The organism is Streptomyces sp. NPDC088354, from assembly GCF_044753585.1.
In the GTDB taxonomy this organism is placed as follows: Bacteria; Actinomycetota; Actinomycetes; order Streptomycetales; family Streptomycetaceae; genus Actinacidiphila.
The window spans coordinates 199,459-225,237 of the sequence record NZ_JBIVNJ010000011.1 but is presented as its reverse complement, the minus strand read 5'-3'; the positions used below and the strand labels follow the sequence as shown (position 1 = coordinate 225,237).

24 protein-coding genes are annotated in these 25,779 nt (G+C 71.9%); 11 read left to right on the top strand and 13 right to left on the bottom strand.

Annotated elements, in window-relative coordinates; genetic code table 11:
- The first annotated feature begins 258 nt into the window (after positions 1–258).
- Positions 259–3,360 (top strand): MGH1-like glycoside hydrolase domain-containing protein, encoded by a 3,102-nt coding sequence (locus ACIP98_RS19300; RefSeq protein ID WP_401976994.1) that lies wholly within the window; start codon positions 259–261, stop codon positions 3,358–3,360.
- Between the two features lie 61 nt (positions 3,361–3,421).
- On the opposite strand, the gene ACIP98_RS19295 is transcribed toward ACIP98_RS19300, so the two are convergent.
- Together ACIP98_RS19295 and ACIP98_RS19290 are read right to left on the bottom strand one after the other, a co-directional pair.
- Positions 3,422–4,186, bottom strand: a complete 765-nt coding sequence (locus tag ACIP98_RS19295; RefSeq protein ID WP_401976993.1) for an alpha/beta hydrolase — start codon at positions 4,184–4,186, stop codon at positions 3,422–3,424.
- Positions 4,187–4,407: 221 nt separating this feature from the next.
- Positions 4,408–5,010: a DUF4253 domain-containing protein gene (locus ACIP98_RS19290; protein WP_401976991.1), complete on the bottom strand. Its 603-nt coding sequence runs from the start codon at positions 5,008–5,010 to the stop codon at positions 4,408–4,410.
- 984 nt (positions 5,011–5,994) lie between these two features.
- On the opposite strand from ACIP98_RS19290, the gene ACIP98_RS19285 reads away from it, so the two are divergent.
- Complete coding sequence (locus ACIP98_RS19285; RefSeq protein WP_401976989.1) at positions 5,995–6,507, top strand: hypothetical protein; 513 nt, start codon at positions 5,995–5,997, stop codon at positions 6,505–6,507.
- 68 nt (positions 6,508–6,575) lie between these two features.
- On the opposite strand, the gene ACIP98_RS19280 is transcribed toward ACIP98_RS19285, so the two are convergent.
- Both ACIP98_RS19280 and ACIP98_RS19275 read right to left on the bottom strand, forming a co-directional pair.
- Entirely contained in the window at positions 6,576–6,749 is a 174-nt protein-coding gene (locus ACIP98_RS19280) for a hypothetical protein (protein ID WP_319659266.1), read from the bottom strand.
- A gap of 191 nt (positions 6,750–6,940) precedes the next feature.
- The gene (locus ACIP98_RS19275) at positions 6,941–8,395 is read right to left on the bottom strand and encodes an MFS transporter (protein ID WP_319659267.1); all 1,455 of its coding nucleotides are present in this window, start codon (positions 8,393–8,395) and stop codon (positions 6,941–6,943) included.
- Positions 8,396–8,555: 160 nt separating this feature from the next.
- On the opposite strand from ACIP98_RS19275, the gene ACIP98_RS19270 reads away from it, so the two are divergent.
- Positions 8,556–8,996 carry a MarR family winged helix-turn-helix transcriptional regulator gene (locus tag ACIP98_RS19270; RefSeq protein WP_319659268.1) on the top strand — a complete coding sequence of 147 codons (441 nt, stop codon included), beginning with the start codon at positions 8,556–8,558 and terminating at the stop codon, positions 8,994–8,996.
- A 101-nt stretch (positions 8,997–9,097) separates the two neighbouring features.
- A complete protein-coding gene (locus ACIP98_RS19265) occupies positions 9,098–9,286 on the top strand; it encodes a hypothetical protein (RefSeq protein ID WP_401976987.1) in 189 nt (62 codons plus the stop codon).
- A gap of 469 nt (positions 9,287–9,755) precedes the next feature.
- Here ACIP98_RS19265 and ACIP98_RS19260 read toward each other — a convergent pair whose 3' ends face one another.
- The 3 genes from ACIP98_RS19260 to ACIP98_RS19250 are packed head-to-tail and all read right to left on the bottom strand — an operon-like array spanning position 9,756 to position 13,525.
- Positions 9,756–10,991 (bottom strand): acyltransferase, encoded by a 1,236-nt coding sequence (locus ACIP98_RS19260; protein ID WP_401976985.1) that lies wholly within the window; start codon positions 10,989–10,991, stop codon positions 9,756–9,758.
- Positions 10,988–13,156 carry a bifunctional polysaccharide deacetylase/glycosyltransferase family 2 protein gene (locus ACIP98_RS19255; RefSeq protein ID WP_401976984.1) on the bottom strand — a complete coding sequence of 723 codons (2,169 nt, stop codon included), beginning with the start codon at positions 13,154–13,156 and terminating at the stop codon, positions 10,988–10,990. The genes ACIP98_RS19260 and ACIP98_RS19255 overlap by 4 nt, the downstream gene beginning before the upstream one ends.
- Positions 13,157–13,201: 45 nt before the next feature.
- Positions 13,202–13,525: a hypothetical protein gene (locus ACIP98_RS19250; RefSeq protein WP_401976982.1), complete on the bottom strand. Its 324-nt coding sequence runs from the start codon at positions 13,523–13,525 to the stop codon at positions 13,202–13,204.
- A 219-nt stretch (positions 13,526–13,744) separates the two neighbouring features.
- Here ACIP98_RS19250 and ACIP98_RS19245 point away from each other — a divergent pair, with 219 nt between their 5' ends.
- The 3 genes from ACIP98_RS19245 to ACIP98_RS19235 all read left to right on the top strand — a co-directional run bounded on the left by ACIP98_RS19245 (position 13,745) and on the right by ACIP98_RS19235 (position 17,463).
- Positions 13,745–14,743 (top strand): glycoside hydrolase family 26 protein, encoded by a 999-nt coding sequence (locus ACIP98_RS19245; RefSeq protein ID WP_401976981.1) that lies wholly within the window; start codon positions 13,745–13,747, stop codon positions 14,741–14,743.
- A 126-nt stretch (positions 14,744–14,869) separates the two neighbouring features.
- Positions 14,870–16,465 carry a PQQ-binding-like beta-propeller repeat protein gene (locus tag ACIP98_RS19240; RefSeq protein ID WP_401976980.1) on the top strand — a complete coding sequence of 532 codons (1,596 nt, stop codon included), beginning with the start codon at positions 14,870–14,872 and terminating at the stop codon, positions 16,463–16,465.
- Positions 16,466–16,599: 134 nt separating this feature from the next.
- Entirely contained in the window at positions 16,600–17,463 is an 864-nt protein-coding gene (locus ACIP98_RS19235; RefSeq protein ID WP_401976979.1) for a class I SAM-dependent methyltransferase, read from the top strand.
- Between the two features lie 87 nt (positions 17,464–17,550).
- On the opposite strand, the gene ACIP98_RS19230 is transcribed toward ACIP98_RS19235, so the two are convergent.
- Positions 17,551–19,557, bottom strand: a complete 2,007-nt coding sequence (locus ACIP98_RS19230; protein WP_401977005.1) for a DUF1996 domain-containing protein — start codon at positions 19,555–19,557, stop codon at positions 17,551–17,553.
- 260 nt (positions 19,558–19,817) lie between these two features.
- Here ACIP98_RS19230 and ACIP98_RS19225 point away from each other — a divergent pair, with 260 nt between their 5' ends.
- Positions 19,818–20,156 carry a hypothetical protein gene (locus ACIP98_RS19225; RefSeq protein WP_319659272.1) on the top strand — a complete coding sequence of 113 codons (339 nt, stop codon included), beginning with the start codon at positions 19,818–19,820 and terminating at the stop codon, positions 20,154–20,156.
- A 32-nt stretch (positions 20,157–20,188) separates the two neighbouring features.
- Here ACIP98_RS19225 and ACIP98_RS19220 read toward each other — a convergent pair whose 3' ends face one another.
- Positions 20,189–21,202 carry an alcohol dehydrogenase gene (locus ACIP98_RS19220; protein ID WP_319659652.1) on the bottom strand — a complete coding sequence of 338 codons (1,014 nt, stop codon included), beginning with the start codon at positions 21,200–21,202 and terminating at the stop codon, positions 20,189–20,191.
- A gap of 513 nt (positions 21,203–21,715) precedes the next feature.
- On the opposite strand from ACIP98_RS19220, the gene ACIP98_RS19215 reads away from it, so the two are divergent.
- Positions 21,716–22,552, top strand: coding sequence for a C40 family peptidase (locus ACIP98_RS19215; protein ID WP_401976977.1), 837 nt, complete (start codon positions 21,716–21,718; stop codon positions 22,550–22,552).
- 57 nt (positions 22,553–22,609) lie between these two features.
- Entirely contained in the window at positions 22,610–22,987 is a 378-nt protein-coding gene (locus ACIP98_RS19210) for a hypothetical protein (RefSeq protein WP_319659274.1), read from the top strand.
- Positions 22,988–23,057: 70 nt separating this feature from the next.
- Here the strand turns inward: ACIP98_RS19210 and ACIP98_RS19205 are convergent, their stop codons facing one another.
- Positions 23,058–23,417, bottom strand: a complete 360-nt coding sequence (locus tag ACIP98_RS19205) for a helix-turn-helix domain-containing protein (protein ID WP_319659275.1) — start codon at positions 23,415–23,417, stop codon at positions 23,058–23,060.
- Positions 23,418–23,538: 121 nt separating this feature from the next.
- Between ACIP98_RS19205 and ACIP98_RS19200 the strand changes: the two genes are divergently transcribed.
- Positions 23,539–23,928 carry a hypothetical protein gene (locus tag ACIP98_RS19200; protein ID WP_319659277.1) on the top strand — a complete coding sequence of 130 codons (390 nt, stop codon included), beginning with the start codon at positions 23,539–23,541 and terminating at the stop codon, positions 23,926–23,928.
- Here ACIP98_RS19200 and ACIP98_RS19195 read toward each other — a convergent pair whose 3' ends face one another.
- The 3 genes from ACIP98_RS19195 to ACIP98_RS19185 all read right to left on the bottom strand — a co-directional run bounded on the left by ACIP98_RS19195 (position 23,929) and on the right by ACIP98_RS19185 (position 25,703).
- Positions 23,929–24,348, bottom strand: coding sequence for a hypothetical protein (locus tag ACIP98_RS19195; protein WP_401976975.1), 420 nt, complete (start codon positions 24,346–24,348; stop codon positions 23,929–23,931).
- Positions 24,349–24,409: 61 nt separating this feature from the next.
- Positions 24,410–24,835: an Ohr family peroxiredoxin gene (locus tag ACIP98_RS19190; RefSeq protein ID WP_319659279.1), complete on the bottom strand. Its 426-nt coding sequence runs from the start codon at positions 24,833–24,835 to the stop codon at positions 24,410–24,412.
- 241 nt (positions 24,836–25,076) lie between these two features.
- Positions 25,077–25,703, bottom strand: coding sequence for a CGNR zinc finger domain-containing protein (locus ACIP98_RS19185; protein ID WP_319659280.1), 627 nt, complete (start codon positions 25,701–25,703; stop codon positions 25,077–25,079).
- Positions 25,704–25,779: the final 76 nt, after the last annotated feature.

The following is a 25,779-nucleotide window of genomic DNA, read 5'->3' as shown; positions in this document are numbered from 1 at the left end:
GCCTCCACCACTGCCTGACCAAGCGCATCCCCTACAGCGAAGAGATCGCCTTCCCCACCATGGCTTGACAGATCAACCGCATCGGATGTCTGCCTCCGCCGCGATTCCGTGGCGCCCGCCCGTCGAACTCGGCCCCCGCCGTCCCGCAGGCCTGGTCTCCCAACTCCCTTTGCGCGAAGGGTTGACGACTCCTGTGTGTTCGTGAGCAACTTTGTGCGTTTACATCGTTGTAAGCATGGCAGTGAAAGGACGCGCCCGATGCCTTTCTCGTTAGGCCGAGTCCTCCGTCTCCCCGCCCGATCGGCAGCGAGCGCCACCGCGCTGCTGATGATCGTGCTCAGCCTGGTCGCCGTCCCGGCGCGCGCGGCCGGCGCGCCGCCGGGGCAAGCCGCACCGGCCCCTCTCCCGTCCGTGGGGGCCGGGACCCACTTCCTCGATGACGACGCGTACCTGGAGGGCTTCGCCGACCCCGACTGGTACAGAGCGAACGTGCCGTTCGTGGACCTGCCGGACCGCACGATGCAGAGCGTCTACTACTACCGGTGGCGCGTGTACAAGGAACATCTGCGCTGGACCGGCCCCGCCGACGGCTGGATCTCCACCGAGTTCCTGGACTGCTGCGGTTACGCGGCCCCCTACCAGGCGATCAACGCGGCCGTCGGCCACCAGGTCACCGAGGGACGCTGGGTGCGCGACCAGAGCTACAACCGCGACTACGTCGACTTCTGGCTCACCGGCCCGGGCGCCGGGCCGAAACCGGCCACCGACGCCGTGAACGCCGACACGACCGACTGGGCGCACGAGTACAGCATGTGGCTGGCCACCGCCGCCTACCAGCAGGCGCAGGTCACCGGCGACTTCGCACACCTGACGGCCCTGCTTCCGCAGTTGGTCCGCCAGTACCGCGGCTGGGACGGGCAATTCGACGAACGGCTCGGTCTCTACTGGTCGGTTCCGGTCTGGGACGCCATGGAGTTCTCCGCCTCCTCCTACGAGTCCGGCGACCCCTATCACGGCGGCGCGGGCTACCGGCCGACCCTCAACTCCTACCAGTACGGCGACGCCCAGGCGATCGCCGCCGTCGCACGTCTCGCGGGGGACACCGCACTCGCCCGTGAGTACGCCTCCCGGGCCGCGGCGCTCAAGTCCGCGATGCACACGTGGCTGTGGGACCCCGAGCGCGGCTTCTACTACGCCATGGCGCGCGACGGCAACCCCGGTCACAAGCTCTCCGGCACGCGCGAGGAGATCGGCTACATACCCTGGATGTTCGGTGCCGCCGAGCCCTCCGCCGCCGGTGCCTGGTCGCAACTGCTGGATCCCCAGGGCTTCGCCGCCCCCTACGGCCCCACGTCCGCCGAGCGCCGCAGCCCGTACTTCATGAAGGACGCCGGCAACTGCTGCCGCTGGGACGGGCCGAGCTGGCCGTTCGCCACCTCGCAGACGCTCACCGGGCTGGCGAACCTGCTCGACGACCAGCCGGCGCAGAAGGCCGTCACCAAAGCCGACTACGCGGCCGCACTGGCCCGCTACGCCGCGACGCAGACCAAGAACGGCAAGCCCTACGTGGCCGAGGCGCACGCTCCCGACCAGGACGCGTGGATCTACGACGGCACGAACCACAGTGAGGACTACAACCACTCGACCTTCGACGACCTGGTGCTCTCCGGCCTCCTGGGGCTGCGGCCGCAGTCCGGTGACACGCTCGAGGTGCAGCCCTTGGTCCCCGGCTCCTGGGACCACTTCGCCGCGGAGAACGTGCCCTACCACGGCCACAACGTCACGGTCCTGTGGGACCGCGACGGCACGCACTACCACCAGGGCACCGGCATGCGCCTGTACGTCGACGGCGACCTCGTACGCCGGTCCACGACGCTGCGCGACACCACCGTGAGCGTCGGCCGCACCGTCCCCGCCCCGGACGACGGTCTGGTCAACGACGCCGCCAACCCGCTGCGCACCGGCTACCCCCGGCCCATCGCCTCGTACACCTCGCCCTACGACAACCCGTGGAACGCCCTGGACGGCAAGGTCTGGTACGACGAGGTCCCGCAGAACACCCGCTGGACCAACTACGCCTCCCCCAACGGCAGCGACTCCTACGGTGTCGACTTCGGCGCCGCGATCCCGGTCGGCGACATCCGCTGGTCCGGATACGACGACGGCGGCGGGGTCAGGCCGGCGGCCGCCTACCGCGTGCAGTACTGGGACCGGGACGGCTGGCAGGACGTGCCCGGCCAGGTCCACAGCCCCGCCCAGCCGGTGGGCAACGGCACGAATCGGGTCACGTTCCCGACGGTGACCACCAGCAGGGTCCGGCTGGTGTTCACCGACCCGCCGGGCGCCTTCGTCGGCGTCACCGAGTTCCAGTCGTGGGCCCCGTCCAGTGCCGACGCCGACGTCGCCGTCGGGCCCGTCAACGCCGCCGGACTGGTCACGGTGCACCCCTCGACGCCGATCCGGGTGACGGTGCGCAACACGACCGACCGTACGCTCACCTCCCCGCGGGTCCGCCTCTCGCTGCCGCAGGGCTGGTCGGCCGAGGCCGTCGGGAAGCACCCGGGCGCCGCGATCCGGCCCGGCGGGCAAGCGGCATGGAGCTACCTCCTGACCCCTCCCGCCGGCGCCGAACCGGCGGGCACCGCCGCCCTGACCGCCACCGCCTCGTACCGTGCGGCGGGCAAGGGGACCCGCTCGACCCACCGCCTGCAGAACCTGCGCGTCGCGTACCCGGCCGGTCAGCGGGACCCGGTCGGCACGTGGAATCTCGACGAAGCCGCCGGCAGCACCGCGCACGACGGATCGGGCGCCCACGACGCCGGCCTGACCGGCTCGCCGGCCTGGGTCGGCGGCGTCTCCGGAAGCGCCGTGCAGTTCGACGGCGCGAACCAGTACGCCCAGACCGCAGGACCCGTCGTGGACACCGCCGGCAACTTCACGGTGTCCGCCTGGGTCCGGCTCGACAGGACCGGCACGTTCGCCACCGCCGTCAGCCAGGACGGCACCGTCAGCAGCGGCTTCTACTTGCAGTACTCGGCGGCCGACAGGCGGTTCGCGTTCTCGACCGGCGAGGGCCGCGCGCTCGCCGGCACGGAGCCACAGACCGGCCGCTGGTACCAGCTGGTGGGCGTGCACGACGGGGACGCGGGCACCTACACCCTCTACGTGGACGGCGTGCGGCAGTCCACCGTGTGGACCCAGCTCACCGGCGACACCGCGGACGGCCCCCTGGCCATCGGCCGCGCCTTCTCCGGCGGCCGCACCGCCGACCCCTGGCCCGGCACGATCGACCAGGTCCAGGTGTGGGACAGGGCCCTGACCACCACCGACGTCGCCGGCCAGTACCACCCGCCGGCCTGACCCCTGACGTGCGGCGGGTCGCGGCGCCCGGCCCACCGGCCGGACGCCGCGACCGCGCGCGTCACGCCTGCGCGGTGACCGCTCCGCCGAGGTGCCGGGCGAAGAACCGGACCGCACTGTCGGCCTCGAAGCGGGGCAACTCCTTGTGCCCGCCCGAGTTCACGTGCAACGACTTCTCCTTCGAGGCGAAGGCGTCGAACAGCGCGAGACCCTCTTCGCGGGAGATGTGCTCGTCGTCCCACTGCAGATCGAACTCGATCGGGACGGTGATCCGCCGCGCCTTCTCGGCCAGGGCGTCCGGCCAGTGCTGGCCGAAGACCGCGGCCCGGATCCGGGGCTCGGCCGCCACGAACGGCACGCCGATCGCGGTGCCCATGTTGATGCCCCAGTAGCCGACCGGCCCGTCGGCGCCGATCTCCGGAAGCTCCTGCAAGGCGTCCAGGAGTGCCATGTACTCGGGCACGGCGAGCCCGGCCAAGTGGTCGTTGTACCGGACGACGATCGGGCCTTCCGGCTCGCCGGCCGCCCTCGCCCCGAACAGCTCGGCGATCTCCGCCTCGTCGTGCGCCGTTCGCGGCCGGTCGCCGTGACCGGGCGCGTCCAGGACGGCCACGTGGAAGCCGCCGCCGGCCACCAGGCGCTGGGCCCGGCCGGACATCGCCGGGTGCTTCTTGTGGTTGCCGCCGCCGTGCCCCATCAGGACCAGGGGCGCGGGCCCGGCAACGGAAGCCGGCGACCAGAGCACGCCGGGGACCCCGTCCACGGTGAAGTCGCGCTCCACCATGCCGTTCGACGACGACTCGGCGGTGAACTGCAAAGAGTGCATCAGTGGTGCCTTTCGGGAGTGCCTTGTTGTCGAGGCGCTCCCAGCGACACCTACGTCAATCGCCGGACCGTGACGGCAGGGGGAGCACCCACACAGATACCGCGTTCATGGGTCTCACCTCCTCGGACTACGTCACGGGCAACCGAAAGCTACCAGACCGGCCACCCAGTCCGCCCCGGCTTTCTTCCTGACCCGGGATCACGATCCGGGCGGAGCAGCCCTCAGTCCCACCAGAAGGACCACACGTGCCGGCCCAGGACCTGGTGTGCCGCGTAGGCGCCCAGGCTCTCGTCGCACCCCTGGGTGATGTTGTCGGGCGCGAACGCGAAGTGTTCGGCGGCCACGGCCTCCGCTTCGCTCATCGTCCTCACGGGTGCTGCCACCGAGACGGTCACGCGGTCGTCCTCCAGGCCGATCAGCCGGATTCCGAAGCGTTCCTCCCAGGACCGGAGGACCGTGCACATCTCCGCCACGTCAAAGGGCCAGCACCCTCCCAAGTCCCGCTCCTCGGCCAGGGCAGGAAGATCCGCACTGCGGTACGCCCTCTCCAGGAGCGCTGTCTCCCCGTCCTCGTCCTCCTCCAGGCCGGCGATCTTCTGCGCCGCCAGTTGCTCGGGATCCGCCCAGGGCCCGGCCGGCGCTGCCGCCTGCCCCGGCCATCGGGCGCCGAAGGGGGAGACGACCTCCGCGAAGGCAGCGGACTCACCGAAGACCTCGAGGACCGTGTCCCGGCCGGGATAGTCCCGACCGGCGTCGGCCGTCTCCTCCCGCGCGTACCTCTCCCAGCTCTCCCCCAGGATCTGATCAGCTGTCCGCTCCTGCACGGCTCGTCCCCCACCTTCCCGACTCCGAGTTCACCCGCAAGCTAACAGCCACCTCCGACAGCGGGACGAGGAGTGCGGGAGCCGACCGGACCGGGTCCGGCGGCGCGGAGCAGGCGCGCGCGTTCGCCGTCACTCAGCGGAGCCCCGGCCGGCAGTCCTTTGTCGGCCGGCAGGCGCCGCACCCATGTCGCGCGGGCGGCGAACGACGCCCGGCACTGGGCCCGTTCCGGATGAGCCTCTTCGGGGCCGCTGACCGCGAGGTCCCAAGCACTGCTCGGGTCGGTCGGCTCGGACAGGGCCGCGGCCACGAGAACCAGGTCGAACAACCTGTCCCGGCGGCACCGGGGCGTCGGCCGCAAGGCGCAGCAGGAACGGCACGATCGCCGGCATCGCGCCGCTGATACGCAACGACCTTCAGCGGTCCGGCAGTCCTTCGCCCCCGGGGCGCTCGCGGTACGTCAGTCGCTCGCCGGGGCGGCGACCGGTTCGGGCTCGCCGAAGCGGGAGAGCGTGACGACATGTGCAGCGGGGTCCTGCCGGCCACGTCACGACCACGGTCACGCGGTGAGGTTCTCAAGGTTCTTGTCGGCTCCCGGGCGGCCGTCGGAACCCTGGAACCGGACGTGCGTGTGCGGGAGCTGCACGTGCCCGGTCGGCGTGCGCCAGGGCGTCGGCGTCGTCGAAGTCCGCGGTGACGCGGGGAAAGCGGCCGCCCCGCTCGGGCGGCGATGCGACGGCCCGAAGGGACCGGCCAGGTCGAGGGCACCGGCGGTCACTGCGAGGACGGAACGAGGGGTTGCGGGCACCGGCACGGCAGATGCCGATTCTCCTGCGGGCGGCGGACGGGCGGGGCGGACGCTGTCGTGCACGCTCCCGGTCCTGGGAACGGAATCCGGAGTCGCCCCGACTCACCTCGCGCGTCCGGTGGTTGAGCACACGATCGTTCACTTCCTGCGCCGGACGGCCTCACCGTAAGGTCCCCCCATGGACTGGCTGGCCCCCGTGAACACGTTGCTCGGCGCCGCGATCGGCGTCGGCTCCACGCTCCTCGCCGATCGCCATCGCTGGCGCCGTGACCGCGTGGCACTCGACCGGGACACGCGCCTGAAGGCGTATGCGGCGTTCATGGGTGCGTTGGCCGACGTGTACGCGCAATTGTGGGAGATCGCCCGCGACGGACGCCCGGTGGAGGAGGCACGTGCGGCGGCCCACGAGGTGTTCGCGTCCAGCCACTTGTACCCGCTGCGTTACGAGCTGGCGCTCATCGCCCCGTGGGAAGTGATGGACCCGGTCAACCGGGCCTTCTGGAAGGTGCGCTCCCTCCGGGACCTCGTGGCCGGCGGGGTCACCACCGAGGCCCCGGGGCTCGGCCGGCAGGGGCGCGACTACCTCGCGGCCGCCGAGGAAGCGCAGGCGGCCATGCGCCGCGATCTCGGCACGTCCTGGCCGCGACGGGACCCGGGCCCGGACCCCGGGGCGCCCGTGCCGGATGCCTGAGCGGCCGCTTCCCGGACGGCGGCGCGGTCACACCGCACACACTGTGGTCATCCCGTGTCATCACACTGTCAGTGCTTGAACGAGTCCTTGGTGTCCTCCTTCGCACTCCGCATCCTGCCCCGCGCTTCGAGGGCCGCGCCCTTAGCCGCGAGGGTGTCCTTGTGCATGGCGTGGGCCCCCTTCCGTACGAGCTTTCCGACGACCTGTTCGGCCTGGGCCTTGACCTTCTCCTGCGCGCTCATCTCGGTACCTCCGGGCACTCTCACTGGCCCCGTGCCCCTGGATCAGTCGGTAAAACCACCAGGAGCCGTGGGCCGGCCCCAGAGGCCGAACGCAGGGCCTGCGCCCCGTAGCCACAGACACAGCGGGCCGCCCGCCCGCGCAGGGATGCGCGTGGCGGGCGGAACCGTACCGAGCCGTGTCGTACGGCGCTTCAGGACTCGGCGGCCGCCTGCTGCGGCGCCGGCGCCGACGCGGACCCCGCGCCGCCGGCCGCGGCGCGCGCGGCCGGGATGGCGACGGCGATGAGGGCGGAGACGAGGGCGATGCCGCAGCCGATCACCAGTCCGGTGCGGAAGCCGCTCTCGGAGGTGAAGGTGTAGCCGCCCGCGGTCGTGGTCAGGTGCGAGAGGACCACGCCGATCACCGCGGCACCCACCGAGGTGCCGAGCGAGCGCATCAGGGCGTTGAAGCCGTTGGCGGCCGCGGTCTCCGAGACCGGGACCGAGCTCATGATCAGGGCGGGCATCGATCCGTAGGCGAGGCCGACGCCGCTGTTGACGACCATGATGGCGAGCATGAGCCCCCACGCGGTGCCCGTGAGCACCAGGGCCAGCCCGTAACCGGCGGCAAGCACCAACGCGCCACTGATCAGGGTGAACTTGGGGCCGCGGGCGTTGGTCAGCTTGCCGCCGAGCGGGGAGACGATCATCATCATGATGCCGCCGGGCAGCAGCCACAGGCCCGCCGCGAGCATCGACTGGCCGAGGCCGTAGCCGGTCGCCTTGGGGAACTGCAGCAGCTGCGGGACGACCAGCATGCCGGCGTACATGCCGAAGCCGACGAAGACCGAGGCGACGTTCGTCAGCAGCACACGGGGGCGCGCCGTCGTCCGCAGATCGACCAGCGGATCGCGGGTGCGCAGCTCCCACCAGCCCCAGGTGATCAGCACGACGACGGCGGCGGCGAGCAGGCCGAGGGTGGTGGCCGAACCCCAGCCCCAGTCGGCGCCCTTGGAGACCGCCAGCAGCAGGCAGACCAGGCCGGCGCCGAGGCCGATGGCCCCGGGGACGTCGAAGCGCTGGCCCTTGGCGCCGGCGGGGACGTCCGGGATGAAGAACCAGATCAGCACCGCGACGACGGCGGCCAGGCCCGCGGAGCCCCAGAAGAGCACACGCCAGTCGGCGTACTGCGCGATGGCGGCGGCGATCGGCAGACCGAGGCCACCGCCGATGCCCATGGAAGCGCTGACCAGGGCGATGGACGAGCTGAGCTTCTCCGCGGGGACGACGTCGCGGAGCAGGGCGATGCCCAGCGGCACCATGCCCATGCCCATGCCCTGCAGACCGCGCCCGACGATCATGGGGACCACGGAGGAGGACAGGGCGCACACCACCGACCCCGCCACCAGCGGCACCGAGCACACCAGCAGCATGCGCCGCTTGCCGACCAGATCGCCGAGGCGCCCGAACACCGGCACGCACACGGCGGCCACGAGCAGGGTGGCGGTGATCACCCAGGCGGCGTTCGAGCCCGAGGTGTGGAGGATCTGCGGCAGCTCGGCGAGGAGCGGGGTGACCAGGGTCTGCATGATCGCGGCCGTGATGCCGGCCAGTGCCAGCGTGGCGACCACGCCGCCCGCCCGGGCTGTCGGTTGTGGGGCATTCATGACGGCACTCCTCGCACGAACTGTCGGACGTCTCGGTGTGCATCGTACATAGGAAGTGCATCGCGCACATGATATGGCTGGTGCATACGCTGTGAGAGGATGGTTCCGGGTCCCGAACAGGCACGCCGGCGACCCGGCGAACGGCAGGAGGCTGAGGCACATGGGCAGGGCCACCCACGAGGTCGAGTACGAGCAGATGCTGCTCAGCCGGTACGAACTCCTGCGCCACAGGGACAGCTCGCTGGAGCGCAGCGCCTACATCCTGCTGAGCCGGATCCGCGTCCAGGGACCCATGTCGATCGGCGAGCTGAGCGACGCCTTCGCCCTCGACGCGTCCACCCTCAACCGGCAGACGGCCGCCGCGATGCGCGCCGGTCTCGTGGAGCGCATCGCCGACCCGGAGGGCGGGATGGCCCGGAAGTTCCGCATCACGGACAAGGGCGCCCAGATGCTCGACGAGGTACGCGACAGCAGCATCGGTGGCCTGGACAAGGTCATGGCCGATTGGCCGGACGAGGACATCGCCGCCTTCGCCGCTTACCTGAGGCGCTTCAACACCGACATCGAACGCCTCGACGGGCGGCCCTGGCCGCGCCCGTGAGCCGAGCGGGGTCCGGCGGTCCTGAGGACCGCCGGGGCACCCGCGAACAGCGACCCGCGCAGGATCTCCCCCGCCGCGCCCCGGGACGGACCCGCTCCGCCGTGGCCGGCCACGAGATCGGCATGGCCGCCGACCCGCACGGCCTCTCGGCGATGTTGGTCGGCCCCCTCCTCTACCACGCCACCATGCGGGCGGGGAGCGTCTCCCCGCGCCTGATCGAGCAGCTCATCGACAGCCTGGGAGAGTGGCACGGGACCCCCTCTGCCCCCGCCGGGCCCGGGCAACCGTAGGGGGCTCCCGGTCCGTCAGCGGGACTTCAGGCCGCCATGGCGCGGGACGGCGCCGTGGCCGGCGCGTCGGCGCTGCCGGTCCGCGGTGTGATCGCCGACCGCGCCGCCCCGCGCACGGGGTCGGACCGGCGCGGCCCGCGATGGCGATCCGCCCGAAGAGCACGGTCGTGGAAGGGGCCGACGAGTCGGTGCGCCCGTACCCCTTGGGGGCGATGCTCGGCTGGGAGAAGAGCCGCCTGCACCACCAGCCGATCCGGACGAGCCCGCGCGGCCTCCGCGGCCATCACCCCGAAAGGCCGCGGCGCCCTCGCCGAGGCGGCGCCCAACCGCAGCCGGCGTGCGCGAGCCGGTCATCGACCGCCTGAGCGCCGACGACCGCGTCTCGGGCCGGACCCGGTCGTGGACCGGCACGATCCGCGCGGTCCGGTGGTCCGGGTGGTCCGGGTGGTCCGGGTGGTCCGGGTGGTCCCTATCCCCGGCGCCGCCGCCCCCTGGCCTTGCGGGGGTACGGGAACAGCCGCGGGCTGCGCCGGGCGGCGACGTCCTCGATCCACCCGAAGAGCAGGATCGCGAGGGCGATCAGGGGGACGGCGACGATCAGCGGGAACCACTGGCTCCGCAGCAGCCACTGCAGGTGGGCGTAGAAGAAGCCGTTGCTCCACAGCGGGTCGATCAGCGGCTCGCAGAGCACCAGCGCGACGCAGTGCCACAGGTAGACGGTGACCGCTCGCGAGTTGAGCAGACTGATCACACCGTTGAATCGCTCCAGGTGCTTCGGCCACTGTTCCCACGAGGGGCTGAGGTGGAGCAGCAGCAGCACGCAGCCGAAGGACCAGATCGCCTGTGCAAGCGGTACGGCCTCGAGGTCGGCGCCGATGCGGGGGTCCTCGACCGGCTGTTGCTGCAGCCACCAGTATCCGGCGACGAGGACGAACGGCGCGAGCGACGGCACCACGTACTGCGGGATGCGGCGCAGCAGTCCCTCGTGGTGGGCCATGCCGAGCAGCCAGCACGCGCCGAAGGTGGTGAAGTCGGTGGCGGTCTCCATGATGCGCCCCGACTGGTCCACCAGGCCGGAGTTGAGGAGGGCCGACAGCGCCAGGGGCGTCAGCAGGGTGACCCAGGGCAGCCGGCGCATCGCCTTGAGCATGAGCGGGGACAGCAGCACGAACCAGAGGTAGGCGCGGAGGTACCAGAGCGGGACGGTGATCTGCTCGGCCCAGGTGGCGGGCAGGTGGCCGCCGAAGCCGTGCAGGGCGTCCGCGTAGGGCGGGGTGCTCAGCGGCAGGATCCAGAAGGCCAGTTCGCCCCACCACCGGTGGGGGTGGCCGGTGGCGTGCGGCCCCCAGCCGTCGATGATCATGGCGGGCAGCACGACCGCGCCGAACAGCCACATCGGCGGCAGCAGACGCCGCACCCGGCTGCGGATGACGCTCAGCGCCGGGCGCTTGAGCGACCGCGCCATCAGCGAGCCCGCCAGCGCGAACATCACGCCCATGGACGGGAACACCAGCGGCAGCCACGTCCAGCTGAAGTTGTGGTAGATCACGACGCGGACCAGGGCCAGCGCGCGCAGCAGGTCGAGGTAGCGGTCCCGGCCCGGCTTCGGCGCCGCTTGCGCGAGTTCGGGAAGGCGGGGAACGCGGAGCGTCAGGGTCTTCGAGGAGTCGCCGAGGTCCGCGGCGCCGAGGTCGGCCGTGCTCATGTCGGCATCTCCGAGGTGGTGACGTCAAGGCCGACCTCGCCGGTGCGCCGCAGCTTCTGCCAGCGCAGCCGGCCTCCGGTCAGGGCGGTTATCCAGGATTGGAGCAGGACCATGTACATGAGCACGCGATAGACCACCTGCTGTACGGGCAGGGTGATCAGGTGCCAGGCCTTCTCGCGGTCCAGGTGGAAGGACCACCACGCGCAGAAGCCCTGGAGGGTCAGCACCGAGAGCCAGGCGCCCAGGCTCTTGTACGGGTCGACGAAGAACACCCCGTACACCATCGCGATGTCGATGGCCGGCGCCAGCAGCGGGGTGAGCACCATGAACAGGGCGACGAAGGGGAGGCCGACGCGCCCGAAGCGTCCCGCGGCGCCGTGTTCGAGGACGGCGTGGCGGTGCTTCCACATCGCCTGCATGGTGCCGTAGCTCCAGCGGTAGCGCTGGGACCACAGCTGGCTCATGCTGCCGGGCGCCTCGGTCCACGCGCGGGCGTTCTCGACGTAGACGATCTTCCATCCGCCCCGGTGCAGGGCCATGGTCACGTCGGTGTCCTCGGCGAGGGTGTCGTCGCTCATGCCGCCCACCTCGTCCAGGGCGCTGCGGCGGAAGGCGCCGACCGCTCCGGGGATGGTGGGCATGCAGCCGAGCACGTCGTACATGCGCCGGTCGAGGTTGAAGCCCATGACGTACTCGATGTGCTGCCAGGCGCCGATCAGGGTGTCCCGGTTGCCGACCTTGGCGTTGCCGGCCACCGCGCCGATGCGGGGATCGGCGAAGGGCTGCACCAGTTCGCGGACGGTCCCGGGTTCGAAGACGGTGTCGCCGTCCATCATCACGACGAGGTCGTTCGACGCCGCCGCCACACCCGTGTTGAGGGCCGCGGGCTTGCCGCTGTTCGGCTGGCGGATCAGCCGGACCATCGGCAGGTCCATGCTCTCCACGATGGCCGCGGTGTCGTCGGTCGACCCGTCGTCGACGACGACGACCTCGACGGGATGGTCGCTCCTGGCCAGCGAGAGCAGGGTGTTGGTGATGCACTCCTGCTCGTTGTAGGCGGGGACGATCACGGTCACCCGTTCGGTGACGGCCGGGCCCCAGGAGAAGCCGGGCTTCCGTGTCCGCCGCACGTGGATGAGCGAGAGCACCAGCATCAGCGCGAACCGGGCGAAGACCAGGACCCCCACGACGGCGAGCAGCACGACCAGGAAGGGCATCACCCGCATCGAGAAGGCGGTGCACCACAGGAACGCCTTGCCGGCCCACAGGTCGTAGCCGGTGACCGGGGTGTTCGCGGGAGCCGTTCCGAGCGCCTCGCTGATGGTCTTGAACTGGTAGCCCTCGTCCTTGAGTTTGTCGATGATGACGGGGAGCGCGGCCAGCGTCTGCGACCGGTCGCCGCCGGCGTCGTGCAGCAGGATCATCTCGCCCTGCCCGGCGAGGTCGGGCAGGGCCGCCTTGACGATGGCGTCCACACCGGGACGCTTCCAGTCGTCGGTGTCCTTGTCGATGAAGGCCGTCAGGTACCCGTGCGCGCCGACGTCCTTGGTGACCGGCCAGGACCAGTCGTCAAGGGCGTCGGCGGTGGACGAGTAGGGCGGGCGGAACAGGCTGGAGTGGATGCCCGCGACGCCCGCCAGGGCGAGCTGGGTCTCACCGAGCTCCCAGGTGAGCCGGGTCCCGGAGTGCAGCGCCAGATCGGGGTGGGTGAAGGTGTGCAGCCCGATCTCGTGGCCGCCGGCCACGATCCTGCGGATCAGCGCGGGGTTGTGGGTGGTCATCGACCCGGTGACGAAGAAGTCCGCGCGGACGTCGTGCTGCTTGAGCACGGCGAGGATCTTGGGTGTCCACTGGGTGGACGGGCCGTCGTCGAAGCTGAGCACGACGGTCTTGTCGGGGATCGAGTAGCTGACCGGCTTGTCGTTCCTCGCGCCGCGCGCGTCGACGAGCGGCCCGCCCACCAGCACACTGCGGGGCACCGCGTCCTTGTCCACGGAGACCGCGATGCGCTCGTCGTGGAAGACCTCGTTACCGGCCATGCCGCGAAGCACCAGCAGGGCCAGCAGGGTCGCCAGGACGGTCACCGGCAGGAAGAAGCGCAGCGGCGGTGCGGCGAGCCGGCGTGGCCGCAGGAGGGACTGCCGGTGGCGCTGGTGGCGTGACATGGATTTCCTGGTGTGTCGCGTGCTGCGGTGTGGACGTCGTGGCTGTCACGGAGTCGGGGTGGGGACCCCGGTGGGAGTGGCCGCCTCGCCGGAGGCGGCCGGGACACCGGTCACGGGCGCGGCTCCCAGCGGCGCCGACGGGAGCGGCGCGTTGACGTACTGCCCGGGTTCCGCGGTGTCCGCGGTGGACGGGATCGAGAAGGCCGGCGCGTGCGACTGGGTCCCGACCAGACCTGAGATCATGGCCAGGACGAAGCCGACGAGGACGAGGCCCAGCAGCCAGCCGAAGCCGCGCAGACGCCGGCCACGGCGCCCGGTCCGGTCCACGAAGACGGGCGAGGTCTCCGCCTTGGTGAGCGTGCTGGTCAACGGGGGGCCTCGGGCTTTCGGTGAACGCGTCGCCGCGCGGTGGGTCGGATGCCGAACTTAGTCCAACCCCGGGGCGGATAGCGGACTGTATGTTCGATTTGCCGGATCCCGCGGCCAACGATGTGATCTTACTGAAATGAAAGTGTGTAGATCGCACTCAGGTCTCCTACACTCCCCGAGGTCACCTCCTTCGCCGTCGGCCGGATCGGAACGCCTCGTATGCCCAGCCCTCACCGCCTCGGCCGTCTGGCAGCCGCCGCGGCCCTCGCGGCCGGTGCCGCGGTCCTCGCGAGCGCGTGCGACGGCCAGGCCGCCGGCGGCGCCTCCTCCAGCGCCCCGGCGGCGCCCTTCGACGTCTCGTCCCTGCGGCACCCGACGGGCCGCATGCTGGGGGTCGTCGACGACAAGTCGCCATGGCAGTACGGCATCGTCACCACCTTCACCCGGCAGGCGGGACGCGCCCCCGACATCCGCGAGTACTACGGCTCCTGGGGGGACGACTTCGACACGGAGGGCAACGCCTTCCTGTGGCAGCACGGGCAGCTCCCGATGCTGGAGTTGGTCCCCTCCGACACCTCGCTCTCCGACATCGCCCAGGGCGCGGACGACGCGTGGATCCGCCGTCTCGCCCGCCAGATCGCCGCCTACGACGGCCCCCTCGCGCTGTCCTTCGCCGGTGAGATGAACGGCCCCTGGAACTCCTGGGGCCCCGGCCACGCCACCGCCGCCGATTTCGTCGCGGCCTGGCGGCACCTCCACGACGTCGTACGCAGTGCCGGTGCGGACAACGTGGTCTGGGTGTGGAGCCCGCACGTGGTGGACTCCGGTACCCGGGCCCGACTTCGGCCCTACTACCCGGGCGACGCCTACGTCGACTGGGTCGGTGTCATCGGCTACTACGGACCGATCGACGGTGCGGCGTTCTCCGGCCTCTTCACACCGACGCTCCGCGAGATCGCGCGCTTCTCGGACCGTCCGGTGCTGATCACGGAGACCGGTGTGGCGGAGAGCGGTCGCAAAGAGGCGCAGATCCGCGACCTGTTCACGGGAGCCGCGCAAGCGGACGTCATCGGACTGGTCTGGTACGACCAGCGCAAGAACTGGCCCGGCAGCTCGCTGCCGATGGACTGGCGGATCGACACATCGGTGGGCGCCCAGGCCGCGTTCCGCGTGGAGTCGGAGCGGGCCGGCTTCGGCCACCCCCTCAAGGACGGCTGAACCGCGGGGGCGGACCCGCCGGACGCAGGCCCGCCGGTGCGCCCCGCGATGACGCGCCGGGCCGGCCGAGGCCACGACACGTGACGAGCAGAACCGAGCAGAGCCGAGCAGAGCGGAAGTACAGGGATGACGACGGAAGGGCCGCCGGGACGGGGTGTTCCGCGGGAGTACCCGGACCAGGGTTCCTGGTCGTCCGGGCAGGGCGGGCCGCAGCCGGAGCCGAAGCCCGAGCCGTGGGAGGCGTGGCCGGCCTGGCCCGGCGAACCGCAGTCCCGCAACTCCCGCCACCTGCCGTCGGATGCATATGGCCAGGAGCCCGCGCCCGGGTCCGGCGCGCGGGCGGAGCAGTGGGCGCAGGAGTGGAACCTGCCCCCTGAGTGGGCGGAACCCTCCCCCGGTGCCGTCGCTGCCCGGTCGGCGGCCGCGCCGGCCGTCCCTGCCCCGGCCCCCGCCCCGCAGGCCGCGCCGCTGCCCGTGCCGGTACGCACTCGGCCCACGCGCGGTCCCCGCAGGGGCAGGCGCGTGGCCGGCGTCGCCCTGACGCTCGCCGTCCTCGTGGCCGGCGGCGCCACCGCCGTCGCCCTGGACCGGAAGGACGCCGCGCCGGTCGCGTCCCGGCAGTTCACCCAGGCCTGGCGGGTGCCCGCGCCGGCCGCCGACGACGCCCTGATCGGGAGTTGGGTCACCCGTGAACTGCTGATCCGGGCGAGCACCCGCGGCGGCATCAGGGCCTACCACCTGTCCGACGGCAGCGAGGCGTGGAAGGCCGCCCTCCCCCGGTCGGCGGGCACCGTGCCCTGCGCGATGTCACCGACGCTCTCCGCGGACGGGATCGGGACGGTCGCGCTCGGCACGGACGGCAACTCCTGCACCGCGCTGGCCGGTATCGACGCGGCCACCGGCCGGGTCCGGTGGACCAGCCCCCTGGTCGACCGCGGGCACCGCACGGCGACAGCCGCCCGGACGTACCTCCAGGGCGAGGTCGCCACGATCGTGAGCGGGAACTTCCTCGGCGGCCTCGACGTCCGTAACGGTCGCCCCGTCTGGGGCTACCGGGCCCGGGGGCACTACTGCAACGTCCGGGCCTCGGGCAGCGCCGGCGTCGTGCTGGTGGACGACTACTGCGCCGACCGCACGGACAAGTTCACCCTGCGCGCCTACGACGGCAGGACCGGAAGACTGCTCTGGGCCCTTCCGCAGCGCACCCACACCGACGTGCTCCAGGCCTTCTCCGGCTCCCCCCTCATCGCGTCCCTGCACACGCCGGACGAGGACAGCACCCGGGTCTTCACCGCCGCGGGCGGAAGTCGCAAGCTGGCCGTGGGCAACTCCCAGACGCTCTCCGGGAACGACACGGACGCCGACCACTCCGCCCGGCTCGTCGGGGACGTCCTGATCACCCCGGCACTGGGCGCGGACCACCTGGAGGTCGACGCCTTCGACGTCACCACCGGCACCAAGCTCTGGACCCTGCGCTCGGCCGCGCTCGCCACAACGGTGGCGGGGGACGACTCGGTGTACGCGGTGTCCTCCGCCGGATCGCCGCAACTGGTCCAGGTGGAGCCGCGTACCGGCACCCTCACGCCCGTCGCGGCTCTGCCGTCCGGGGTGGTCGGCTCCGACGCGCTCCACACGGGCACCGTGTACGTGATGCCGGACGACGGCGGAGTGCTGGAACTCGGCGCGCAGGGCAAGAACGGCGGAGCCCGGATGTACCGCTGACCGCCGGCGGCGCACGCTGCATACGCTGCGAGCGCCGGCCCCGCCCCCGGTCCTGGAGCGAGCGGAATCGGGCGAACCAGTGGAATCATCGGCAGTCCGAGGGTTCCGGTTCCCGGTGAGGGCGGTGGACGGACGTGGCGGCGACCGACTGGGAGTGGGACGACACGCTCTTCTCGGGCACGGCTCCCTACTACCGCCGCGGGCGGCTTCCCTACGCTCCCGGGCTGGTGGACACGCTCGCCGGGGAACTCGCGCTCGACGGGCGCGGGCGCCTCATCGACGTGGGGTGCGGGCCGGGCACCCTCGCGCTGAGCCTGGCGCATCTGTTCGCCGAGACCGTCGGCGTCGACCCGGACCGCGGGATGATCGCCGAGGCCGAGCGGGATGCCGTCGGCGTCGGCATGAGTGACAGGACGCGGTGGGTATGCGCCCGGGCCGAGGAACTGCCTTCGGGATTGGGCACGTTCACCGTCGCGACCTTCGGCCAGTCCTTCCACTGGATGGACCGGGACCTGGTCGCGGCCACCGTCCGGGACATGCTCCGGCCGGGCGGCGCGCTGGTGCACGTCTCCGACGCGAAGGCGGAGTCCCGGCCGGTCGACGGCCTCCCGCACCCGGCCGTGCCGTACGCCGCGATCGAGGAACTGGTCCGGCAGTACCTCGGTCCGGTCCGGCGCGCCGGCCGGGGAACGCTGCCCCGGGGAACACCGGGTGGCGAGGCCGCGATTCTCTCCCGCGCGGGATTCTCAGGACCGCGACGCCATCTCGTTCCCGGCGGGCAGGCGCTGGAACGCACCTGCGACGACGTGATCGCGTGGGCGTTCTCCATGTCGTTCTCCGCGCCGCACCTCTTCGGCCCGCGCCGGGGCGGCTTCGAGGACGACCTGCGCCGGCTGCTGCGGGAAACGTCCGCCTCGGGCCGGTTCAGCGAGCGGCTGCCGAGCACCGAAGTCCTCGTCTGGCGGAGGGGCGCCACGCGGTCCGACGTGCCCCTGTGACGTGCGGGATCACGCGGCGGCCCCCCTGACGAACCGGCGATGTGCCGGTCCGCCGGGGGACCCTGTGTTCGGCTCCGCGGGCGAGGGTTACCGGGAACCGCGCTTGACGCTGCGGAGCAGGACGAATCCCGCGATGGCGAGTACCGCTCCGAGCGCCGCCGGCCAGAGGTCGGCCCCGGTGTCCGCCAGCCCGCCGCCGATCTCCTGCTGACCGGCCTGCCCGGCGGGGCTGGGGGCCGGCACGGCGGCGGGCGTCTCCCCGGCCGTGGCCGCGGCGGACTGGTGGTCGTGGTGGTGCTCCTCGGGGACCACGGCCGCCGGGTTGTCCGTGGCGTCCTGGGTCGCCGGCGGTGCCGGGTCCGCCTTGGGCGTCACCGTACCGGGCACGGCGGGTGCGTCGTCACCGGGCTGCCCGTCCTGGGGTGCGCCCGCCGAGGAGTCCGTGCCGTACCCGTCGTTCCCGTTGTCACCGGCATCCTGGCCACCGTTCCCGCCGTTCCCGTTCCCGTTCCCGTTCCCGCCGGTCGCGTCTCCGGCTCCGGACGTCGGCTCGTCCGACGCCGGGGGCTGGTCCGTCGGCTCCTGCGAGGCCGGGGGCTCGTCCGACGCCGGAGGCTGCTCCGAGGCCGGCGGCTCGTCCGAGGGCTCCTGCGACGGCTGCTCACCGGCACCGCAGGTACGGCCCTCGTTGATGCAGTCGGCCGCCTCCCGCATCAGCTTCTCGTCGAAGATGTTGATGAAGTCGCCGTGGTCGGTGATCGGCTTGTGCAGGTTCTCCGGGAAGGAGTCGACCGCGAACAACGGGACACTGCGCCCGCCGTCCGACAGGCTCGGCGCGTCCACGTCGTAGACGATGCGCTGGACCAACTGCGGGATGGCCACGAATCCCTGGGGGCAGTTGCCCGCCGGGTCGGCGAAGGCCACGTGCGTACGGTGGTTGGCGCTGTCGACGTTCCGCCCGTCCCAGCAGCTCTGGAACCGGAAGGTGCGCACCACGTCACTGCCGTCGGGGCACAGCGGGTACTTGTCCTTCAGCTGCCGGTCCTCGTGACCCGTGCAGCTCCACGACGCGTTGGCGTTGGCCGGGCCGTTGACGAACGCCTTGGCATCACCGGTGATGATGCGCAGCAGGCGCGGCATGGGGGTGACCTTGGTGAGCGGGTTGCCGACGAACGTCAGCGTGACCTGCTTGGGCGTGACGATCTGGCCGGCGTTGCCCTCGGTTCCGCCGCCCGGGGCCTCGGCGTCGCGCTCCACGGTGCCGTTCTGCAGTCGCAGCACGGGCCAGTAGTACGACGACCTGTCGCCCTGGTCCTGGCAGCTGGTCTCGGCCTTCGCCAGGTCGTCGATGGTGGCCAGGCCGTTGTTGGCCTGGTTGCCGACGTAGTCGTGGAAGTGGTGCGCGCCGTTGGTCACTCCGGGCGCCACGATGATGTTGTCGGAGTTGAACAGGCCGCCCGCGTTCACACCGCAGTCGGAGGTGAAGGTGCCCGGTGAGGCGTCCGTCGGCCGCGGTGAGCGCGGTGCGTCGGACGGCACGCTCATGATGTCGGCGTAGTCCGCCGCGACCGGGCCGTTGCCGCCCTGGCCGCCCTGGGCGCCACCGCCCTGATCGCCCGGAGCCCCCTGGCTGCTCTGGCCGCCGGCCGGCGCCGTCGGCTGCTCGGCGGCCGGCGGGCTCTGGGTCTCCGGTGCACGCAGACTGCACGCCGCGAGGCCGTCGACGCCCTGCGGGCGGTCCCCCTCCTGGTCGATGGCGTCCAGGATCCGTGCGATCGTCGCGGCGCGCTTGTCCTTCAGCGGGCCCAGGATGGCGTTGTCGGCGAACGCGGCATCCTGCTGCTGCGCCGCCGACGACTCCTTCAGCCGCTGGTAGGCCTCGGCGATCTGTCCGTCCAGAGCCGCGAGTTCCTTGTCGACGTTCTCCCTGGCGCCCTCCGGTACGGAGGTCAGAGCGTTGCCCACGTCCGGGCAGTCGACCGTCATGGCCTGCGCGGCCGGTGAGGCCATCTGCATGCCCGGATCGCCGGTCGCGTCACCCTCGGTCGCGGAGGCGAAGACATTCGCCGTGACCAGCACCCCGCCTCCCAGCATCAGGGCGACGGCCACGAATGTGCCGCTCCGAGTACCGGTAGCACGTCTGCGCGTGTTGCGTCCCAAGGAATCCTCCTGCGCCCGATGGGTGACGGCCTGACACAGCAAGCCACCGCCCAATACGCACGCGACCCCCGGAGCGTTCAACCGCCCCGGAAATACTGCGGAGTTGCCTTGTACCCCACCCGTCGCGAGGGCTCCGGCCCGCACGTCGGCTCCGCCGACGAGCGCGCGGCGGGACGGGTGCGAGGATCGGCTCCATGGCGACCCCGAGCTACCTCGACTGCTGCGCCGCGCCCGAACTCGACTGGGTGCGGACGCTGTACGGATCGGCCCACGACCAGGAGTCCCTGCTGCGCTGCGGCGCCTGCCTGGTGTTCTGGTTCCACCGTTTCCACGAGTACCCCGACTGGTCCGGTGGGAACGACGACCTGACGACCTGGTACAGCCCGCTCACCACCGCGGAGGGCGAACGACTCCGGGACAGCACCGACCCGTCCGGCGAGGACCTGTCGTTCCTGCGGAGCCGGCCGAGCTGGATGGACGACGCCCGGGGCGTCCGGCGGGTCGACGGCGCCCCGGACCGGCCCTACCGCTGAGGCGACGCCGGGGCCCGTACCCGGGCGTTGGCTCAGGGCTCGACGACCATGCGGAAGCGCGCGGCGCCGGACGTCATGCGGGCGTACGCCTCGTTGATGCCCTCCAGCGGCACCGTCTCGGTCATCGGGCGGATCCCGGCGAGCGCGCTGAAGTTCATGGCGTGCTCGACGTCGCGCGAGGTGCCGGAAGGGTGCCCGACGACCGTACGGGACATCATGATCAGCTGGGCCGGGGTGATCGGCATCGGCTCGGGTGCGATGCCGATGACGATCAGCTCCCCGCCGGGCCGGAGCCCGTCGACCCCCGCCGCCATGGCCTGCGAGTTGGAGGCCGTGGCGAGAACGACGGTCGCACCGCCGAGCGCCTGCAGGGCCTCGGCCGTGTCGGTGGAGGAGCTGTCGATGTAGTGGTGGGCGCCGAGTTTCACGGCCAGGTCCCGCTTGTCCTCACCACGCGCGACGGCCACCGTCTCGAATCCCGACTTCGCCGCGTACTGGACCGCCAGATGACCGAGCCCGCCGACGCCGATCACGGCGACCACGTCGCCGGGCCGTGCGATGCTCTTCCTGAAGGCGTTGTACGTCGTGACGCCCGCGCAGCCGAGCGGCGCGGCGTCGACGGCCGTCAGGCCGTCGGGGATCCGGGCCAGCGCGTTGACCGGTGCCACCATGTGGGTAGCGTAGCCGCCGTCGTACGCCCAGCCGGGCACCTGGAGGTTCCGGCAGTCGATGAAGTCGCCCTCGCGGCACGGCAGGCAGTGTCCGCAGTGTCCGCCGAACCAGCCGACCTCCACACGGTCGCCGACCGCCCAGTACCGCACGCCCTCACCGAGGGCGTCGATGCGCCCGGCCACCTCGTGGCCCGCGACGAGCGGGAAGGAGACGCCGGGGTAGGCGTTGTTGACGAAGCCGACGTCGGAATGGCAGATGCCCGATGCCTCGACGGCGATCCGGACGTGGCCGGGGCCGGGCTCCGGGAGGTCGCGCTCGAGGATTTCGAATGGTCCGCCCGGTTCGGAGACCTGGGCCACCCGCATGGAGTTCATCGCACGTCCGGTGAGTGAGTGGTACGGCACGCAAGGCGTCCTTCCCGCTCATCGTGGCACGGGGGGCACGTCCGCGCGCGTCGGGCACGCGCCGCCGGGACCGCCCGGTCGCGCCGGTTGCCGCACCGGCGCTCCGGCGCTCCGGCGCTCCGGCGCTCCGGGAACCGTCGGGCTCCACGGCCCGGACCGGCTGGATCATCGCCATCCCCGGGCGCTCTCTGAACCGCCATGGACACGCCCGTCCCTTGCCCACGCCGGCCGCCCTGTCGGCGGTGACGAAGCGTCGGCAGGTCACGGGAGTTTCCCGGAGTCGTTTCCCGTTGCCCGCCGTTCCGGGCAACGCCTGACGCCTCGACAGTCCCCGGTGGCGGCACCCAGGCTCGGAGGGCCGGAAGGACGGGTCACCCGACCGGTTCAGGCAAGGCCGGATCGACTCTCGAACAGGAGCGCGTGCGCCTCGGCGGCGCATGCCGGGGGCAGGGGCTGGAAACCATGCGGGGTTGGATCAGAGCGGTGGCGGCAGCGGTCGGGGCACTGGCCCTGCTGTGCTGGCCGATGGTGTCGGCGGGACAGGCGGCACCCGTCCGCACGGTGGCCGCGGCCGGAGGCTGCGACGTCCTGGCGCCCGGCGCCTCCGCGACGGCCGTCGCGGCGGTGCAGGCGGCCTGCGGGCAGATCGGCGTCTGGTACACATGGGGCGGTGGCCACGGCAGCACGCCGGGCGCCACCTACGGACAGATCGACCCGACCGACCCCGACAGCGACGACGATCCGAACCGACTCGGCTTCGACTGCTCCGGGCTCGTGCGGTACGCCTATGCCCAGGCCACCGGCCAGGACATGCTCAACGGCACCGCCGCGACCCAGTACTACACGGCGCACGCCGCACAGCGCTTCACACCGGCGCAGGGCGCGGCGCCGCTCCTGCCGGGTGACCTGCTGACCTGGGGCACCCCGAGCACCGTCCATCACGTGGCCATCTACCTGGGCGCGGGAAAGATGGTCGAGGCGCGCGAGTCCGGAACGCACATCATGGTCAGCGATGTGCGATGGGCCGGCGACTACCTCGGGGCGGTCCGCGTCAACGGCGGGCCGGTGACCGAACCCACCTTCCGGACCTGGGGCACGGCCGTCTGGACCCACAGCGCCGCCTCCACCACCAGCCCCCGCGTCTACGCCTTCCCCGGACCGACCACCGTCCGGATCAGCTGCCAGAAGCACGCCGAGACGGTGACGGCGGAGGGCTGGACCAATGACGCCTGGTCCTACCTGCCGGACTACCGGGCATGGGTCACCAACATCTACATCCAGGGCCCGGCGTGGCTCAACGGTGTCCCGGCCTGCGCCTGATCCGTCACCCGCACGTCCGTACATCCCATCGGTCATCCCGAGACGAAGGAGAACGTCATGAGGAAGAGCCTGCGCGCGTTACTCGGTACGTCCGCCGTCACCGCGACGGTCGCCGCCACCGTGCTGACGGGGGCCGGCGCGGCCCACGCGGCCGGCGACCTGTACGGCTGCCCGTCCGGAGCGGTCTGCGTCTACGCGCAGGACCAGCCGGCCAGCAGCAGCACCCTGACCAGCGCCTACTACTCGTACGGGGCGCACAACCTGGTCAACCAGTTCGGCTGGCACTGGGTGATCAACAACCAGACCGGCGGTGCCAGTGCGACGATCTGCTTCGGCTCCAACGGCGGCAACTGCACCGGCGACACCATCCCGGCCGGGGGCTGGGCCGCGGAGGACCTCACTCCCGTCAACTCCATCCGGCTCAACCGGCCGTAGGGCCGGCGAAAGAGCGGCGCCCGCCACCGGACCGCACGGGTCCGGTGGCGGGCGTCGTCCTCGGGTGCGCTCAGCCGGCCCGGGGCGCCGTTTCCTTGATCCAGACGTCCGCGCCGACGTCGTCGCGGCCCGCCGCGGCGAGTACGGACCTCAGCAGTGCGGGGAAGCGCCGCTCCACCTCCGCCGACCGTGTCACGACGTAGCAGCGGGTGCCCTCCTCGCGGGTGCGGATCAGGCCCGCGGCACGCAGCACCGCGAGGTGGTGGCTCTGGGTGGACTTGCCGACGGGGACCTGGAGCGCGCTCCACCCCCGTTCGACGCCGTCCGCGAGGACGCGCATGAGCCCGACACGGATCGGATCGCTCAACGCAGCCGTCACATCGGTGAGTTGGACGTCGGCGAGGTCGGGGTGCTCATGCTTCCTTCTCACCGCTTCATCGTACCCCGCATGTGACGTTCGACGAATGGCAAACATACGCTCCCCGCCTTGCGCACCGGCCCGGCACATGCCAGCCTGCCCCGCTGACGGACGGAGCCGGGGAGGCGGAGCCATGACGCAGGACACCGTTTACGTGAGATTCCAGGCGACGGTGCCGAACCGGCACGGCCGGCACCCGGGACTCTTCGCCCTGGTGAACGGGCTGGGGCGCAGCGGCGTCCTCAGCGCGGAGGACGACCGGTTCTGGCGGGAGAACAACGCCTGGTACGAGGCCCACTACACGAATCCGAGCACCGTGGACCCGACGGTGTACGACCGGGCGGTCAACCCGGGGGCGGCGGCCTGGTTCAAACACACCGCAGGCGAACTGCTCGATCGCACGGCCGGCTACCTGGAACTGCTCGCGCGGCATCACGTGGCGTGCGAGCGGCTCGAGTCGTCCCGCCCCGGGCGCATCATCTACGAGGACGACCACCAGGTCGTGGTCGTCCCGCACGACTGACTACGCGGCCTTCAGCGGCCGCCGGTAGGACTTGCGCAGGGACGGGGCGGCGACGGGCAGCAGCCCGGCGAGCAACTTGCCCTTGAGCGTGCGCGGTTCCCGGGTGAGCTCGACGTCGATCCGCGTGCCGGCGGCCTCGGGGGTCAACTGGAAGACCCATCCGCCACCGGGCCCGAAGACCTTCGACTCATGCGTGGTGACGGTGACCCTCCCTCTCGCGGCGTCCCACTCGTAGCGCGCGCGTTCCCAGGCGGAGGTGGTCCCTTCGGTCACCTCGGCCCAGGTGTCGCCGATCGCGTGGACGGTGACGGCGTCGATCGTGGGCCAGTTCTCGGCGCGCGAGGGGCCGAAGTCGGTCAGCACCGCCAGGGCGTCCGCCGGGCTGAGCGAGGAGACGAGGTGGAAACGCACGACTGACACGGGGTTTTCCCTTTCCTGGAAGACAGCTGCTCTGACTGCTCTGACTGCCCGCTGCGGCGGGTCAGACCGCGGTGGCGTTGACGGTGACGGGGATGTTGCCCCGGGTCGCCTTCGAGTAGGGGCAGGTCTGGTGGGCGGCCTCGGCGAGGGCGGTGGCGGTCGCCTGGTCGACGCCGCCGATCTCGAGGTTGAGCACGGCGGCGAGACCGAACGCGCCGGTGTCGTCCTGGGCGAGCGTGATCTCGGTGTCGATGGCGGTGCTGGTCAGCCTGATCCCTCGCTGCCCGGCGACGAGGCGCAGGGCGCCGAGGAAGCAGGAGCCCCACCCGGCGGCGAAGAGCTGCTCGGGGTTGGTGGCGTCACCGGCGCCACCCAGTTCCTTCGGGAGGGACAGCGTCGTCCGCAGGAGGCCGTCGTCGGACTGGACGCGTCCGCCGTTGCGGCCCTCGCCGGTCACGTTCACAACAGCGGTGTAGTTGATCGCCATGATCTGTCTTCCTCTCGCCACCGGGAGCCCGAACGTCACCCGTTCAGGCAGTGACGTGATGATCGCAGCCGTCCACGCCACCTGTCAAACAGGTGACGATTCACGATGATGTCCCCGGTGGCCGCGCGTACCGGCCGTCACACGGGTGGAGGTGGCACCGCTCGGCGCGGAGGAGAGGTACGGGTGAACAGGGGTCCCCACGCGGTGAGCGCGGGGCAGTCCGCCTCACTGCCTCACTGCCTCACTGCGCCGAGGACAGCCCGCGCTCCTTCAGGCGGGCCCGGTAGGCCCGTACGTTCTGGCTGTTGCCGCAGGTGGACACGTTGTGCCAGACACGTGAGCAGTTCTTGGAGCGGTCGTAGAACGCGCCGCGGCAGCGGGGGTTCGCGCACACCTTCAGCCGGCGCAGCGTCCCGCCGTAGGAGGCGGCCACCAACTGGATCAGGACGTACGAGCGCACGGCCTCGACGCCGTCCCCGTGGGGACGCAGTCGTGCGCCTTCCGCGCCCAGACCGACCGCGGCCGTCGTCTCGATGGAGGGGACGGCCACGGCCTCCGAGGGCTCGCCTGCGGGGCCGGAGGACAGCACGGTGCGCAGGTCGTCCCGCAGCGACAGCACACGCCGGAGGCCTTCGGGGTCCAGGTCGTGCGGCGCCGCGGGGGCGCCGGGGTCGACGCGGCGCAGGACGTCGAAGGACGATTCGAGCCACTGCCGCGCCGACTCGGGCGACTCCAGGAGGTCCGCCTGCCGGGGCTTGCCCAGGCTCGCCGTGTTCAGCAGGTCCTGGACGAATCCCAGTCCGCCCGGGGCACTGCTCTCCGCGTCCTCGTAGCGAGCGGAGGCAGGCCACAGGACCGGTGTGCTCATCTCGTCCTCCTTCTCGCCCCTGCGGTAAGAGCCTATCGCCTTGACTCCTGACAACCGGGCGGGCCACCGGACTCGA

Coding starts and splice junctions, on each gene's coding strand:
- ACIP98_RS19300 (WP_401976994.1), top strand. CDS start 259: ATGCCTTTCTCGTTAGGCCGAGTCCTCCGTCTCCCCGCCCGATCGGCA.
- ACIP98_RS19295 (WP_401976993.1), bottom strand. CDS start 4,186: ATGCACTCTTTGCAGTTCACCGCCGAGTCGTCGTCGAACGGCATGGTG.
- ACIP98_RS19285 (WP_401976989.1), top strand. CDS start 5,995: ATGGACTGGCTGGCCCCCGTGAACACGTTGCTCGGCGCCGCGATCGGC.
- ACIP98_RS19280 (WP_319659266.1), bottom strand. CDS start 6,749: ATGAGCGCGCAGGAGAAGGTCAAGGCCCAGGCCGAACAGGTCGTCGGA.
- ACIP98_RS19275 (WP_319659267.1), bottom strand. CDS start 8,395: ATGAATGCCCCACAACCGACAGCCCGGGCGGGCGGCGTGGTCGCCACG.
- ACIP98_RS19270 (WP_319659268.1), top strand. CDS start 8,556: ATGGGCAGGGCCACCCACGAGGTCGAGTACGAGCAGATGCTGCTCAGC.
- ACIP98_RS19260 (WP_401976985.1), bottom strand. CDS start 10,991: ATGAGCACGGCCGACCTCGGCGCCGCGGACCTCGGCGACTCCTCGAAG.
- ACIP98_RS19255 (WP_401976984.1), bottom strand. CDS start 13,156: ATGTCACGCCACCAGCGCCACCGGCAGTCCCTCCTGCGGCCACGCCGG.
- ACIP98_RS19245 (WP_401976981.1), top strand. CDS start 13,745: ATGCCCAGCCCTCACCGCCTCGGCCGTCTGGCAGCCGCCGCGGCCCTC.
- ACIP98_RS19240 (WP_401976980.1), top strand. CDS start 14,870: ATGACGACGGAAGGGCCGCCGGGACGGGGTGTTCCGCGGGAGTACCCG.
- ACIP98_RS19230 (WP_401977005.1), bottom strand. CDS start 19,557: ATGCTGGGAGGCGGGGTGCTGGTCACGGCGAATGTCTTCGCCTCCGCG.
- ACIP98_RS19225 (WP_319659272.1), top strand. CDS start 19,818: ATGGCGACCCCGAGCTACCTCGACTGCTGCGCCGCGCCCGAACTCGAC.
- ACIP98_RS19220 (WP_319659652.1), bottom strand. CDS start 21,202: ATGAACTCCATGCGGGTGGCCCAGGTCTCCGAACCGGGCGGACCATTC.
- ACIP98_RS19210 (WP_319659274.1), top strand. CDS start 22,610: ATGAGGAAGAGCCTGCGCGCGTTACTCGGTACGTCCGCCGTCACCGCG.
- ACIP98_RS19200 (WP_319659277.1), top strand. CDS start 23,539: ATGACGCAGGACACCGTTTACGTGAGATTCCAGGCGACGGTGCCGAAC.
- ACIP98_RS19190 (WP_319659279.1), bottom strand. CDS start 24,835: ATGGCGATCAACTACACCGCTGTTGTGAACGTGACCGGCGAGGGCCGC.
- ACIP98_RS19185 (WP_319659280.1), bottom strand. CDS start 25,703: ATGAGCACACCGGTCCTGTGGCCTGCCTCCGCTCGCTACGAGGACGCG.